The 12,847-nt window shown below is 68.5% G+C and carries 10 protein-coding genes; 3 read left to right on the forward strand and 7 right to left on the reverse strand.

The window, feature by feature from the left end:
• Positions 1–21 precede the first annotated feature (21 nt).
• From CY652_RS07710 to CY652_RS07720, 3 genes are all read right to left on the reverse strand, one after another.
• Positions 22–1,713 (reverse strand): GMC family oxidoreductase, encoded by a 1,692-nt coding sequence (locus tag CY652_RS07710; RefSeq protein ID WP_180970462.1) that lies wholly within the window; start codon positions 1,711–1,713, stop codon positions 22–24.
• Between the two features lie 160 nt (positions 1,714–1,873).
• Positions 1,874–2,773, reverse strand: a complete 900-nt coding sequence (locus tag CY652_RS07715; RefSeq protein ID WP_258002225.1) for an amidohydrolase family protein — start codon at positions 2,771–2,773, stop codon at positions 1,874–1,876.
• On the reverse strand, positions 2,766–3,851 hold the full coding sequence (locus tag CY652_RS07720) for an isocitrate/isopropylmalate dehydrogenase family protein (protein ID WP_102130112.1): 1,086 nt from the start codon (positions 3,849–3,851) through the stop codon (positions 2,766–2,768). The genes CY652_RS07715 and CY652_RS07720 overlap by 8 nt, the downstream gene beginning before the upstream one ends.
• A gap of 114 nt (positions 3,852–3,965) precedes the next feature.
• On the opposite strand from CY652_RS07720, the gene CY652_RS07725 reads away from it, so the two are divergent.
• Complete coding sequence (locus tag CY652_RS07725; protein WP_102130113.1) at positions 3,966–4,655, forward strand: GntR family transcriptional regulator; 690 nt, start codon at positions 3,966–3,968, stop codon at positions 4,653–4,655.
• A gap of 108 nt (positions 4,656–4,763) precedes the next feature.
• Positions 4,764–5,552: a 3-oxoadipate enol-lactonase gene (pcaD, locus tag CY652_RS07730; protein ID WP_102130114.1), complete on the forward strand. Its 789-nt coding sequence runs from the start codon at positions 4,764–4,766 to the stop codon at positions 5,550–5,552.
• A gap of 77 nt (positions 5,553–5,629) precedes the next feature.
• On the opposite strand, the gene CY652_RS07735 is transcribed toward pcaD, so the two are convergent.
• Together CY652_RS07735 and CY652_RS07740 are read right to left on the reverse strand one after the other, a co-directional pair.
• A complete protein-coding gene (locus CY652_RS07735; protein ID WP_102130115.1) occupies positions 5,630–6,808 on the reverse strand; it encodes a zinc-binding dehydrogenase in 1,179 nt (392 codons plus the stop codon).
• A gap of 174 nt (positions 6,809–6,982) precedes the next feature.
• Positions 6,983–8,422: an aldehyde dehydrogenase gene (locus CY652_RS07740; RefSeq protein WP_102130116.1), complete on the reverse strand. Its 1,440-nt coding sequence runs from the start codon at positions 8,420–8,422 to the stop codon at positions 6,983–6,985.
• A 266-nt stretch (positions 8,423–8,688) separates the two neighbouring features.
• Between CY652_RS07740 and CY652_RS07745 the strand changes: the two genes are divergently transcribed.
• Positions 8,689–9,315 carry a TetR family transcriptional regulator gene (locus CY652_RS07745; RefSeq protein WP_102130117.1) on the forward strand — a complete coding sequence of 209 codons (627 nt, stop codon included), beginning with the start codon at positions 8,689–8,691 and terminating at the stop codon, positions 9,313–9,315.
• A 270-nt stretch (positions 9,316–9,585) separates the two neighbouring features.
• Here the strand turns inward: CY652_RS07745 and CY652_RS07750 are convergent, their stop codons facing one another.
• Together CY652_RS07750 and CY652_RS07755 are read right to left on the reverse strand one after the other, a co-directional pair.
• Complete coding sequence (locus CY652_RS07750) at positions 9,586–10,761, reverse strand: glycosyl transferase family 8 (protein ID WP_102130118.1); 1,176 nt, start codon at positions 10,759–10,761, stop codon at positions 9,586–9,588.
• The coding region (locus tag CY652_RS07755) for a tetratricopeptide repeat-containing sulfotransferase family protein (RefSeq protein ID WP_102130119.1) at positions 10,758–12,847 on the reverse strand (2,090 nt) is incomplete at its 5' end. The genes CY652_RS07750 and CY652_RS07755, both read right to left, overlap by 4 nt.

Consider the following 12,847-nt stretch of genomic DNA (forward strand, 5'->3'; position numbering starts at 1 on the left):
GCCGCGTCGCGCGCCGGTGGATCAGGCGCGTTTCAGCAGGTCGGCCATCCGCTCGCCGATCATGATCGACGGGATGTTCAGGTTGTGAGTCGGAATTTCCGGCATCAACGACGCATCGGCGACATACAGATGACCCGTGCCGATAACCTGCCCCCGCGCATCCGTCACGCTCTTAGGATCGTCCACGGGCCCCATGCGGCAGGTGCCGGACGGATGCCAGAGCGTCGACGCGGAACGCTTGACGTGCTCGCGCAGCCGGACCGGATCGCCGACGATGCTGGCGATGTCCTCGTCGGACGACATATGGTTGTTGATGAGGTACTCGCGCAGTGCCGCCGAGTTGTCCATCGCGAACGCCGCCGACTCGGTCAGGATCTTGTTCTTGAGCGTGCGCCGGCCGATCTTGCGGACCCGGTCGGAAAAGCTCGCGGCAAACGGATGCCACGCGAACTGCGGCACCGAGCCCGCCCGGTACAGCGTCGCCAGCCGGACGAACGCGTCGGCGAGTCGCACGGCGTCGCGCTCGTCGTCGAGCCAGTTGAAGCACACGTCGGGACGGCCGCCGGGGTCGTCGCGCGAAAGCCTCACGTAGCCGCGCGAGTACGACTTGCCGACGTAGGCGGCGATCGTGCCGAGGCGCTCGCCGATCGCATGCCACGCGGAACGGCACACGACCGAGATCACCATGTCGAGCGGCGCGCAGCCCTCGGCGCCGGACGAGTAGAGCAGATTGACGTAGTTGTGCCGGAGCACCGGCCGCGCCCGCACGGCGGGCGGCAAATACGACGAGATCGCGATGGTCGGGTGATCGAGCAGGTTCTCGCCGACGCCGGCCCGGTCGACCAGGACGTCGATGCCGCATTCGCCCAGATGGCGGGCGGGACCGATGCCCGAGTGCATCAGCAGCCAGGGCGTATGCAGGGCGCCCGCGCTAACGATCACGTTGCGCCCCGTGATCCGCTCGCGCCCCGCGCCGGTCTCCACTTCCACGCCCACCGCATTGCGCCCGTCGAACAGGATGCGACGCGCCTCGGTCCCCGGGCGGATCTGGAAATTGGGCCGTCGGCGCACGGCGGGCGTCAGATATTCGAGCGCCACCGACGAGCGCCGCTCGCCGTTGTTGGCGAGCGGTATCGCCGCATAGCCCTCGCCCGGCGCGCCGTTCATGTCCGGGCGCCACGCATACCCTTCCTTCGCCCAGACGCCGCACACGGCGCGCGTAAACGGGTCCCACGACGCCTCGGCAATGCGGCGGATCGCAATCGGCCCGTCGTTGCCGTGCACGCCGCCGGCAAAATCGCGGTCGGTTTCGAGGCGCCTGAAGAACGGCAGCACCGACTCCCAGTCCCAGCCGACAGCGCCCAGCTCGCGCCACCTGTCGAAATCGGCAGGCAGTCCGCGCAGCGCCACCTGGCCGTTGATGGTCGAGCCTCCGCCGATCACACGTGCCTGCTCGTACTTCATCGGCTGGCGGGCCGCTTCGGACAGCGCCGGATCGTCGCCGCGGCGCGCCTGCAGCGACGGCCAGAAATAGCGGGGATTGTTGAGCGCGCGCCCCGCGTAGGTATCCAGAATGTCTCCCGGGGTCTCGCCCTCGGCGAAGTCCTCGCCGGCTTCGATCAGCAGCACCTGGTTGGCCGGGTCTTCGGAAAGGCGCGCGGCGACCACACAGCCTGCGGAACCGCCGCCGATAACGATATGGGTTGCTTCCATCTTCTGTTCCATGACTCCACGTCTTGCGCCGCGCCGCCTGGGCGTCCTGCGAAAAGACCGCGCGGTGGCGGGCCTTCCCGATCTGCGCGATGTGCGGGGCTCGACGGCCCCGTTGTCTCCCTGATCCCTGTTGTTGCGCCGCCGTCCCCGGGCGACGCCGTCAGAACCCGTACAGCCGCGCCGGGTTCTCGACAAAAAGCTTGTTGCGCAGATCGTCCGACGCGCACCAGGCCCGTGCCTCGTCGAGCACCGCCGCGTCGTCGATCGGACGAAACGGGCTGACGTCGACGGGACGCGCGCCCGGCGTGCGGTTGGTGTGCGGCCAGTCGCTCGCCCACAGCACGCGCGCCGGATTCGCCCCGATGAACGCACGCGCAATCGGCGCGACGTCCGCGTACCGGGGCGCCGCGGCGGAAACCCGGTACGGCGCCGAGAGTTTGATGTAGGCATGGCCGTCGCGAACCAGCGGCAGAATGGCGTCGACGTCGCGATGCCCGATGCCGCCGCCTGCCGTCAGCATGGCGAAATGGTCCAGGACGATCGGGACGCCCAGATCCGCGATCAACCCGGCCAGCGCGGCGACGACGTGCGAAGCCGCATAGACCTGGATGTGCCAGCCGAGCGGCGCGACGCGCGCAGCCAGCGCGCGCAACGCATCGCGGGCCGCCGCCGGGTCGTCGACGCCGATCGACTCCAGGTTCACGCGCACCCCGCGCACGCCGCCGGCCGCGAGCGCTTCGAGCGCGCCGTCGTCGGTGTCGTCGCCGATGACGGCCACGCCGCGCGCCGCGTCGCCCAGTTCGCGCAGCGCCGCCATCATGCAGCGGTTGTCCGTACCGTAGAAGCTGGGCTGGATAAGCACCGCCCGCCGCAGGTTCAGCCTGGCGAGATGGCCGTTCAATTCGGCCACCGTCGCCGCGGGCGGCGTATAGGCCCGGTCGGGCAGCATCGGATAATCGGATGCCGCCCCGATCACGTGGACATGGCAATCGCACGCCGGGAAAAGCGTTTCGTTCGCGTCGGCATTCATGATGGCGCGCGGTCCCGTTCGCTCAGGCATGAGCGACGCGCTCGACGGCGGCGGCCTGCAAACGCACTGCGAACGCGCGGCCGGTCTCCTTCGTGCCGAGCGTGCCGCCCACGTCGCGCGTCGCTTCCTTCGCGGCAATGGCATCCGCCGCCACGCGCTCGATGGCGGCAGCGGCAGCGGTGAACGCATCAAGACCGCGCTTCTGGCCGAACCAGCCGAGCAGCAAACCGACCGAGAGAATCAGCGAAAACGGGTTGGCGACGTTCTGGCCGGCGATGTCGGGCGCCGACCCGTGCGCCGCCTGCGCCATCGCGTGCTCGACGCCGGCGTTGAGCGAGCCGCCGAGACCGAGGCTGCCGGAAAGCTCCGAGGTCAGGTCGGAGAGGATGTCGCCGTACATATTCGTCGTAACGATGACGTCGAAGCGCTCGGGCGAACGCACGACGTGCGCCATCATCGCGTCGACGATGAAGTCGTCGACCTTCACGTCCGGGTAGTCGCGGCCGACTTCGCGGCACACGTCGATGAACATGCCGTCGCCGATCTTCAGCACGTTGGCCTTGTGCACGATGCTCACGTGCTTCGAGCGCCGCATCGCAAGCTCGAATGCCGACCGGGCAATGCGTTCGCAACAGTGCCGCGTCACGCGCCGCAGCGAAATTGCCACGTCCGCGGTGACGAGAATCTCGCCGTTGCCGCGCTCCATGTTGCGGTCGGCATAAAAGCCTTCGGTGTTCTCGCGCACGACCACGAGGTCGAAATCGCGAACCGGCGATTTCAGACCGGGATAGGTGCGCGCGGGGCGGATGTTCGCGTGCAGGTCGAGATTTTTCCGGAAGAACATCGACGGGTTGATCTCCCCCTTCGATTCGTCCTTGAACTCGAACGTCGCCGTCGGCCCGAGCAGGAGGCCGTCCGCGGCACGCGCCGTCTCGAGCAGCGCCTGCGTCACGGTAGCGCCGTACCGGGCGAGACTCGCGTGACCAGCAACACCATGAACCAATTCGAGCCCGAGGCCGAACGCGCTGGACGCTGCTTCCAGTACCTCGACGGTCGCCGCTGTGATTTCGGGGCCGATGCCGTCCCCCGGAAGGACCACTATCCGCATATCTCCTCCTGTTTGAATACCGTCGTATGCTAAAATACACGAATGAGTTCCGTCAAGGACTAAAGTAGCTCGCCATATGTGGAAATGCGATACTGAAGTTTTTTGGAAGTGCACATGACAGCCATCGATACCGCCCAATCGGCCGGCGACCTCGGCACGAGCGCCTACAACCGCCTGAAGGCAGCCGTGCGTTCCGGTGAGCTGCAGGCGGGGGATCGCCTGATCGAGAAAGACGTGACGGAAATGCTCGGCATGTCGAGAACGCCGGTACGCGAGGCACTCCAGCGACTCGAGTCCGAAGGGCTGCTGACCTACGAGCCGAGACGCGGCCTGACGGTGACGCGCCCGAACCACCAGATGATCATGGAGCTGTACACGATGCGCGAAGCGCTCGAGAGCAAGGCCGCGAGCCTCGCCGCCCAGCACGCCTCGGATATCGAAATTGCGGCGCTGGCCTCGCTCGTGGCCGACGAGGCGAACTACTTCGACGACCCGGCCCGCCTCTCCGAGATCAACCAGCGCATCCACAGCATGATGCATCTGGCCGCGCACAATCGTTATCTGCTGCGCAGCCTGCAAACCATGAACGACACGATGAGCCTGCTGCCGACCATGCTCGGCGCACCGGACCGCGCGCGGGAGGCGCACGAGGAGCACGTGCGCATCATCGCCGGCATTCAGGCGCGCGACCCCCTGGTCAGCGGACGGGCGGCAGAGGACCACATTCGCAGCGCACAGCGGCGGCGCATCCAGTGGCTAATCGAAAGCGGCAATTTGCGCCAGCAACTAGCCGACGGCTCGTAGCTGCGTGTCCCCTGCCACCGGCTTGCGCACCTCCCGGTGCGGCCTTTCAGGAGCGGGCGCCGGTGGCTTTTCCATCCACTCTTCTCATAAAGCAAAGGAAATTCCGCGATGCCTTTCGTATCTCTTCCCGACGGACAGTTGCATTACCGCATCGATGGCCGCGACGACGCGCCCGTGCTCGTGCTTTCGAACTCGCTCGGCACGAACCTCGGGCTATGGGACTTCCAGATCGATGCATTCGCGGAGCATTTCCGCGTGGTGCGCTACGACACCCGGGGACACGGCCGGTCGCTCGTCACGCCCGGCCCCTACTCCATGGAACAGAACAGCCTCGACCTCCTCGCGCTGCTCGATACGCTGGCGATCCGCAAATTCTTCTTTCTCGGCCTCTCGATGGGCGGCTCGATCGGCCAATGGCTCGCGATCAACGCGGGCGAGCGCCTGCACAAGCTCGTGCTGTGCAACACGGGCGCCAAGATCGGCACCGACGAAAGCTGGCCGCCACGCATTGCCGCCGTCCGGCAGGGCGGCAAACCGGGCATGCTGGAAATGCGCGAGGCGACGATCAGACGCTGGTTCACGCCGGACTTCGTGACGGCGAACCCGTCCGCTGTCGAGCACATCGCGCGGATGCTCGCGGACTCGGACCCGGAAGGCTATGCGGCAAACTGCGAAGCATTGCGCGACGCCGACACGCGCGCTCAGGTATCGGCCATCACGGTGCCGACGCTGATCGTCGGCGGCACCTACGACGTCGCCACTACCATGGCCGACGCGAAGTTCCTGCACGACAACATCGCCGGCTCGGAACTGGCCGAATTTCCGGCCGCCCATCTGTCCAATGTGCAGTTCCCGGATGACTTCAATCGCCGCGTCCTGAAGTTCCTCGTCGAATAAGCGCAGGCTGCTGCCGGCCCGCGCGAGCATAGGCGGCTCACGCGGGCCGCTCGTCCCGGCGCGAGCACGTGAGCCGCTTACTCTGCGGCGTGGTCGGCGGAAATACCACGGCCGGCACTTCGCTTCCCGGGAACCAGCAGAAACTTCTCCCCCGTCGCCCGTCTGGAATAGGCCCGAATCGTATCCGGAGAAAGCGCTTCGGCCAGCGTTATCCTGGCGCTGTAACGACTCGCGAACGTCGTCGTCAGCTCCGCGGCAATTCTGTCTCGCAGTTTCCTGGCCGCATCGACCCCGATCTTCTCCACAAACCAGGTCATCAGCCAGCCGCCAATTCCCCACGCCATCCCGAACTTGCGATTGATCTGCGTCGGCCCCGCGTCGAGTACGCCGTAGATATAGACCTGCTTGTGTATGGGCGAGCCGTAACGGCTATAGCTCCCGGCCTTGCCGATCGCCACGGCCTCCATCGCCGCCAGGATCGTCTCCGCCATCGTGCCGCCGCCAATCGCATCGAATGCCAGGGTCGCGCCGGTTTCGCCCAGTGCCGCGACCAGTTCTTCGTTGAAGGTCGGCGACGTACTCACCAGCACATGCTTTGCACCCATGTCGCGAAGCATCCCGGCCTGCGCCTGGCTGCGCACGATGTTGACCAGCGGTATCCCGTCCGCCATGCAGAGCCGGTTGAGCATTTGACCGAGATTCGATGCCGCCGCGGTATGCACGAGTGCCGTGTGGCCCTCGCGGCGCATCGTCTCGACCATGCCGAGCGCGGTCAGCGGATTGATGAACGCCGACGCGCCCTGCTCGGCCGTCGTGCCCGCCGGCAGCGCCATGCACGCCGACGCGGCGACCGTACGGTATTCGGCATACATGCCGAGCGGGCTGCGCGCGGCAACGGTCCGCCCCAACAGATGCCGCGCGTTGGCGCCGGCCGAGACCACGACGCCCGCGCCTTCGTTACCGGCCGGCAACGCCTGGTCGAGCCGCGCGGCCAGCCCTGCAAGCGCCGAAACCGGGACGGACGCGGTCAGCGTGGGACGCGTACTCGTCCCGCCCGCCTTCATGGTCGACAGATCGGCAGGCCCCAGAAGCAGAATGATGTCCGACGGATTGAGCGGCGCGGCCTCGATCCGGATCACCACTTCGTCGGGCCCCGGTTCGGAAACCGGCACTTCTTCGAGCCACAGGTCGAGCGCCCCGTCGGACGAGATTCGGGTTCGCAGCTCGAGACCTGACCGGCTTGCCGTGTTCGTCATATGGAAAACTCCCGTTAAATAGCGGCCGGCCTTCGCCTTCCGGTGGCCGGTGGTGGCCGGTCAGAGGGCCGACCTATGCGACTTCGCGCGGTGTTCGTAGCGAGCGGTCCGCCGGGTCCTCGCGAGGCACGCGCGCAATGCGTTCCGTCTCTTCCGGGCGCATCGCGGTTTTCGCTACCGTCCCATTCTAATGGCCTTGTGCTCGACGTAGTGACCGATACCCTCGACGCCGAATTCGCGACCGATGCCGCTTTGCTTGTAGCCGCCGAACGGCGCGAGGAAGTCCGGGGGCGCCTGATTCACGAACAGCGTGCCGGTGCGAATCTGCCTCGCCACCTCGAGGCCGTGTTCCGGGTTCGACGTCCAGACCGAACCGGCGAGGCCGTAGGCGCTGTCGTTGGCGATCCGGATCGCATCGGAGAGGTCGTCGTACGGAATCACGCAGACGACGGGACCGAAAATTTCCTCCCGGGCAATACGCATGGCATTGTCGACGTTCGCGAATACGGTGGGGCGAACGAAGGCGCCGCGGTCGATTCCCGCCGGCATGCCGGGACCGCCGGCGGCCACGACGGCGCCCTCGGCGATACCGAGCGCGATGTAGCCGGCGACACGTCGATGCTGGCGCGCCGACACCAGCGGACCGATGAAGGTTTCGGGATCGGCGGGGTCGCCGATACGCATGCCCGCGACGTTGTCGACCAGCGCATCGACGAGCGCATCGTGCTGTGTCCGGGCAACGAGTATGCGGGTCTGCGCAGCGCACGACTGGCCGGCATTGGGAAAGGCGGCGTAGCGAAGCATGGCCACGGTTGCGGCGATGTCGGCATCCGGCAAGACGATCGCGGCGGATTTGCCGCCCAATTCCAGGCTCACCCGTTTCAACCTTTCGCCGGCCAGTGCCGCGATCCGCTTGCCGGCCGCGGAGGAGCCGGTGAACGCGATCTTGTCGACGCCCGGGTGAGTCACCAGATACTCGCTCACGTCCCGATCGGCGGCGAGAATGCTCACGACCCCGTCGGGAACGCCGGCCTCGGTCAACAATTCGCCGAGGAATTGCCCGTCGAGCGCCGTCTCCGGGGCGAGCTTGAGAATGACCGTGCACCCGGCTAGCAGCGCCGGAAAAAGCTTGACCAGCGCCGACTGATGCGGCGCATTCCAGGGGATGATGGCCGCGACCACCCCGACCGGCTCCCGTCTCCAGACGGTTTCGCCTGCGGGCATGCCGGTCTGTCGCGCCTCCCAGGGGTAGCGGGCGGCAACCTCGAGATAGGCGGCATTCTGAGGCGCGATGCCTTGCTGTACGGCATGGGTGAACCAGATGGGAGAACCGTTTTCGCGCGTGACGAATGCCGCGAATTCCTGCGCCCGGGATGCGTGCAGTTCGGCGAACCGGGACAGCACCGCCTGACGTTCGGCCGGCGTCATGCGTGGCCAGGGCCCGTTGTCAAATGCGCTGCGTGCGACGCGCACGGCCAGGTCCACGTCCGCCTCGCCGGCCGCGGGGACACTGCCGACCAATTCGCCGTTGTAGGGCGAACGGACTTCGATGATGGCCGTTCCAAGCGGAGCGACGCGTTTTCCGCCAATGAAGTTCTGCCCGAATTTCGTCATGGCTATTGTCCCGGGTAATGACAGGGGGTGGTAAATGGCCTGAGCGGAACGAGGCCCGTCGCCGCGTGGCCCGATGTCAGGATTTCAGCGCCTGCAGGTAGGCAATCGCATGCTGCGATCAGGAAGTTCGGGAAATGTGATATTGCTCACAACGCTCCTCGCTGCATGACGTCCGGGACGACCAACTTCGGCACGACCGCGGTTCCGGCGCCATACGCATGGGCGGATAATATTGCACTAAGTGCATAATTGCAACATTGGAATTTATGCCGAAAAAACTCACGACCGCCGTTGAGAGCCCGCCGGTTCCCGCCGAGGGGTTGCGGGAGAGAAAGCGCAGGCAGACGCGCGAGCGAATCGTCGAAGCCGCATTGGGCCTGTTTCTGGACAACGGCTTCGATGCGACGACGCTGGACGCGATTGCGCAGGCAGCCGACATCTCCCGACGCACGTTCTTCCACTATTTCGACTCGAAGGAAGCCATCGTCGAGGCGCGGGAGAGCGACACGGAAGATGCTTTTCGCGCCGCGCTCCTGTCCGCGAAGCCCGAGACGCCGCCTCTCGATGCGGTGCAGGCCGCCTTCTCGAAGATGATTTCGAGGTATACGTCCGACGAAGCCATCGCCCTGGATCGTTTGATGCGTTCGACCGAAGCGCTGCGGGCGCGCAAGCAGGCGAACTACGTCCGCCAGGAGCAGGCGCTCTTCGCGGCGCTGACCGGGAAGTGGCCCGACCCGAAGCGGCGGGCAAGCCTACGGTTGGTGGCGATGATGAGTATCGGTGCGATACGTATCGCGGCGGAACAGTGGAGCGAGGAAATGGGCAGCCGTCCGCTGGAGCACTACGTCCACAAGGCCTTCACGCGATTGCGCGAGACAGTCGCCAGTCACTGACGATGTTCTTCAGGGGCAACACGGCCTGAATTGACCGACACCGAATCGGGGTGACGAAGATACGCAATCCCGCCGCAGGCCAGCAGACCTGAGCGTTTCCTGCCGCCGTCCCGGCATGGGGCATGTTGCAGGTCGGCGTGAGCGTGAGCCGCGCGGGCCACGGGCATTCGCACGCAACGGCAACGCCGGCCAGCCGCAGCGCCGGAATTGACGAAGCGGACGAAGCGCCGCGCCACTCTTCCGGCGGCACCCCCTCGTCGTCGGCGCCGGCTAATCCCGCGCATTGGAAGCAAAGTGGTCGAGCGCGTCGGCCAGGCTCGAGATGGCGCTGGCCCAGTCGCCGCGGGCGGGCTGGCGGAACAGGCGCAGCGACGGATACCAGGGCGAGTCGTCGCGCCCGAGCAGCCAGCGCCAGTCGGGCACGAACGGCAGCAGGACCCAGGCGGGCCGGCCCAGCGCCCCCGCCAGATGCACCGGCGACGAATCGACCGACACCAGCAGGTCCACCACGCCCAGGATCGCCGCGGTGTCCTCGAAATCGCCGATCTCCTCGCCCAGCGACAGCAGCGACATGCCCGCCGGCGGGGTTTGAGCCTGCGCCTGCGCCGGGCCCTTCTGGATCGACACGAACGTGAGGCCGCTCCGGGCGAGCGGGGCGAGCTGCCCGAGCCGCAGCGAGCGGTTCGCGTCGTTGAAGTGCGTCGGCCGCCCTGCCCAGACCAGCGCCACCAGCGGGCGCGGCAGGCCGGCCAGGCGCCGCCGCCATGTCTCCACGCGCGCGCCATCCGCATGCAGGTACGGGATCGGCCCGGGCAGGTCGGCGGGCGTCAGCCCCATCGCCATCGGCAGGCTCATCATCTCGCAGTGCAGGTCGAACGGCGGCGGCAGGCTGCCGCGCACCACCACGTCGTCGTAGCCGCCCATGCGCCGCGCCAGCGAAAGCGTCTCCGCGTTGACCTCGAGCACCACGCGCGCGCCGCTCCTCGCCTTCGCCCACGGCACCAGCCGCATGAACTGGAACGTGTCGCCGTAGCCCTGCTCGTCGTGGATCAGCAGCGTGCGCCCCGGAATCGGCTCGCCGTCCCAGCGCGGGCGCTGCACCTTGCGCTCGATCCGCTTCGTGTGGCCGAGGCTGTAGCGGTAGCGGTACTCGCGCCAGCCGCGTTCGAACTCGCCCGTCAGCAGCAGCGTTTCGGCCAGATCGAAGCGCGCCGGGAAATCGCCGGGCGCATGGGCGACGAGCATCTCCTGGATCGCGCGCGTCGCCGCGATCCTGCCCTGCGGGCGCAGCGCGGCGGCCAGCAGCCGCCACAGCGGCAGCGGCCCGCGCCCCGTGGCCAGGTGCGGGCGCAGCAGGGCCTCGGCGTCCTCGTACCGGCCGGCGTCCAGCAGCGCGCGCGCCTGCTGCGCGAGGGCCGCGAGGCCGGGCGGGCCGGCGGCGCTCATCGCGGAGCGACGCCGAGCGCGTCGAGCAGCGGGCCGAGGTAGTCCGCATAGGCCCGCCAGCGGCCCTTCGAGGAGCGGTAGATGGGCCGGCGCACCTGGTTCACGCTGGCGGTGCGCACCACGCGCGGGTTGTCGTGGAAGTTCAGGCACGCGTCGTCCCAGGGCAGCCCGAGGAAGGCGACCAGCCGGCGCGCCTCGGCCCCGAGATCGTCCACGACGGCCTCGTAGTCGACCTCGATGAAGCGCTCCGGCGGCAGCAGGCTGCGCCAGTGCGCCATCAGCCGCTCGTAGAGCCGGTAGAAGCGGCCGAGTTCGCGCTGGTCGTAGGCGAACGGCTGGTCGCCGCCGAAGAGCTTCGTGTAGCACGACAGGCAGGTATCGACCGGGTCGCGGCGCGCGTGGACGATGCGCGCGCCGGGCAGGATCAGCGGGATCAGCCCGGCGTAGACGAAGTTGCCCGGCATCTTGTCGACGAGCCGCGCGCGGCCGTGCGCGAGCGGCGCGACGCGCGCGAGATAGTCGCGCCCCAGCGCGCCGAGCGCGCGGGCGGCCGTATCCTGCGCGTCGGGCGCGTCGTTCGCGAGCGCCGCGAGCCGGTCGGGAAAGAGCCCGCTGGCCTCGACCGCGAGCCGCAGCGCCGCCAGCTCGCCCGCGCCCGTCACCTGCGGATGCGACGACAGGATCTGCTCGATGAGCGTGGTGCCCGAGCGCGGCATGCCGACGACGAACACCGGCAGCGCCGACGCCGTGCCGAGGCCCTGCAGCCGCCCGAACAGCGCCGGGGAGATCGCCCCGGCCACGCGCGCCATCCAGTGCTCCGCCGCCCCGGGATCGTAGGCGAAGCTCGCGCGCTTGCTCCGGTTGCCGGCCTCGAAATGCGCGAACGCCTGCGCGGGCTCGCCGATATCCAGATACGCCTTGCCCAGCGCGAAGTGCGCCGGGATCCGCTCCGCGAGCGGCCGGCGCTCGCCCTCGGCGACGAACGCCTCGAGCCGCGCGAGGTCCGGATCGCCGGGCCTGAACGTGTGCGCGTCGGCCCGCGCCGAGAGAATCGGGGCCGAGCCCGGAAACGCCTCCAGCGCGCGCCCGAACGCGGCCAGCGCCTCGTCGCGGCGGCCGGCCTCGGTCAGCAGCACGGCCCGGCCGAGCAGCGCCTCCTCGGTCACGGTGCCCGGCAGCGTCGCCGCGCGCCCGAACGCCTCCAGCGCCTCGCCGGTCTGCCCGAGCGACTGGAGCGCCGTGGCCAGCGTGTTGTGCGCGTCCGCGCTGTGCGGCGCGAGCGCGACGGCCTCGCGCGCCAGGCGCAGCGCTTCCTCGTGGCGTTCGAGCTGCCGCAGCAGCTTCGCGCGCGCGACGAGCGCCGCGGGATGCTGCGGCGCGAACGCGTGCAGCATGTCGAGCGCGCGCAGCGCCGCCTCGTGACGGTGGCGCGAGGTCTCGACTTCGGCCAGGTTCAGATACGCGTCGACGAGATGCGGGTCCAGTCCGATCGCGCGCTGCGCCAGGTCGGCCGCTTCGTCGTAGCGGCCCAGCGACGACAGCAGGAACGCGAGGTTGCTGTGCGCGCCGGCGTGAGCCGGATTCAGCCCGATCGCGCGGCGGTAGTGCGGCTCCGCGAGATCGAGCCGCCCGAGGCGGCGCAGCGTGTTGGCGAGATTGTTGTGCGCGTCGGCCCAGTCGGGCTGCAGGGCGACGACGCGCTCGAGGCACGCGAGGCTTTCGTCGAAACGCCCGGCCTCCTGCAGCACGATGCCCAGATTGTTCCAGCCCGCCGTCAGCCCGGGGTCCATCGCGACCGCGCGGCGGGCCGCCTGCCCGGCCTCGGCCAGCAGCCCTTTCTGGCGGCACATCTCGGCCAGGTTGGCCGCGTAGACGGCCGGCGCGCGCGGTGCGCGGCACGCCGCCCGAAGATACCCGATCGCCAGCTCCAGGTTGCCCCAGGCGTGCGCCATCAGCCCCAGCAGGTGCAGCGCGTCGGCCTGGCCCGGCCACGCCGACAGCACCCGCTGGCACCACTGCTCGGCCTCGTCCGCCTGGCCCGCGTTCCAGTGTGCCTGCGCTCGCGCCAGTGCCTCGGATATGTTCA

It is taken from the genome of Burkholderia sp. WAC0059 (genome assembly GCF_002870125.1).
In the GTDB taxonomy this organism is placed as follows: Bacteria; Pseudomonadota; Gammaproteobacteria; order Burkholderiales; family Burkholderiaceae; genus Paraburkholderia.

Excerpts from the sequence above, each read along its gene's own strand:
- CY652_RS07710 (WP_180970462.1), bottom strand. The coding sequence starts at position 1,713 with ATGGAAGCAACCCATATCGTTATCGGCGGCGGTTCCGCAGGCTGTGTG.
- CY652_RS07715 (WP_258002225.1), bottom strand. The coding sequence starts at position 2,773 with ATGCCTGAGCGAACGGGACCGCGCGCCATCATGAATGCCGACGCGAAC.
- CY652_RS07720 (WP_102130112.1), bottom strand. The coding sequence starts at position 3,851 with ATGCGGATAGTGGTCCTTCCGGGGGACGGCATCGGCCCCGAAATCACA.
- CY652_RS07725 (WP_102130113.1), top strand. The coding sequence starts at position 3,966 with ATGACAGCCATCGATACCGCCCAATCGGCCGGCGACCTCGGCACGAGC.
- pcaD (WP_102130114.1), top strand. The coding sequence starts at position 4,764 with ATGCCTTTCGTATCTCTTCCCGACGGACAGTTGCATTACCGCATCGAT.
- CY652_RS07735 (WP_102130115.1), bottom strand. The coding sequence starts at position 6,808 with ATGACGAACACGGCAAGCCGGTCAGGTCTCGAGCTGCGAACCCGAATC.
- CY652_RS07740 (WP_102130116.1), bottom strand. The coding sequence starts at position 8,422 with ATGACGAAATTCGGGCAGAACTTCATTGGCGGAAAACGCGTCGCTCCG.
- CY652_RS07745 (WP_102130117.1), top strand. The coding sequence starts at position 8,689 with ATGCCGAAAAAACTCACGACCGCCGTTGAGAGCCCGCCGGTTCCCGCC.
- CY652_RS07750 (WP_102130118.1), bottom strand. The coding sequence starts at position 10,761 with ATGAGCGCCGCCGGCCCGCCCGGCCTCGCGGCCCTCGCGCAGCAGGCG.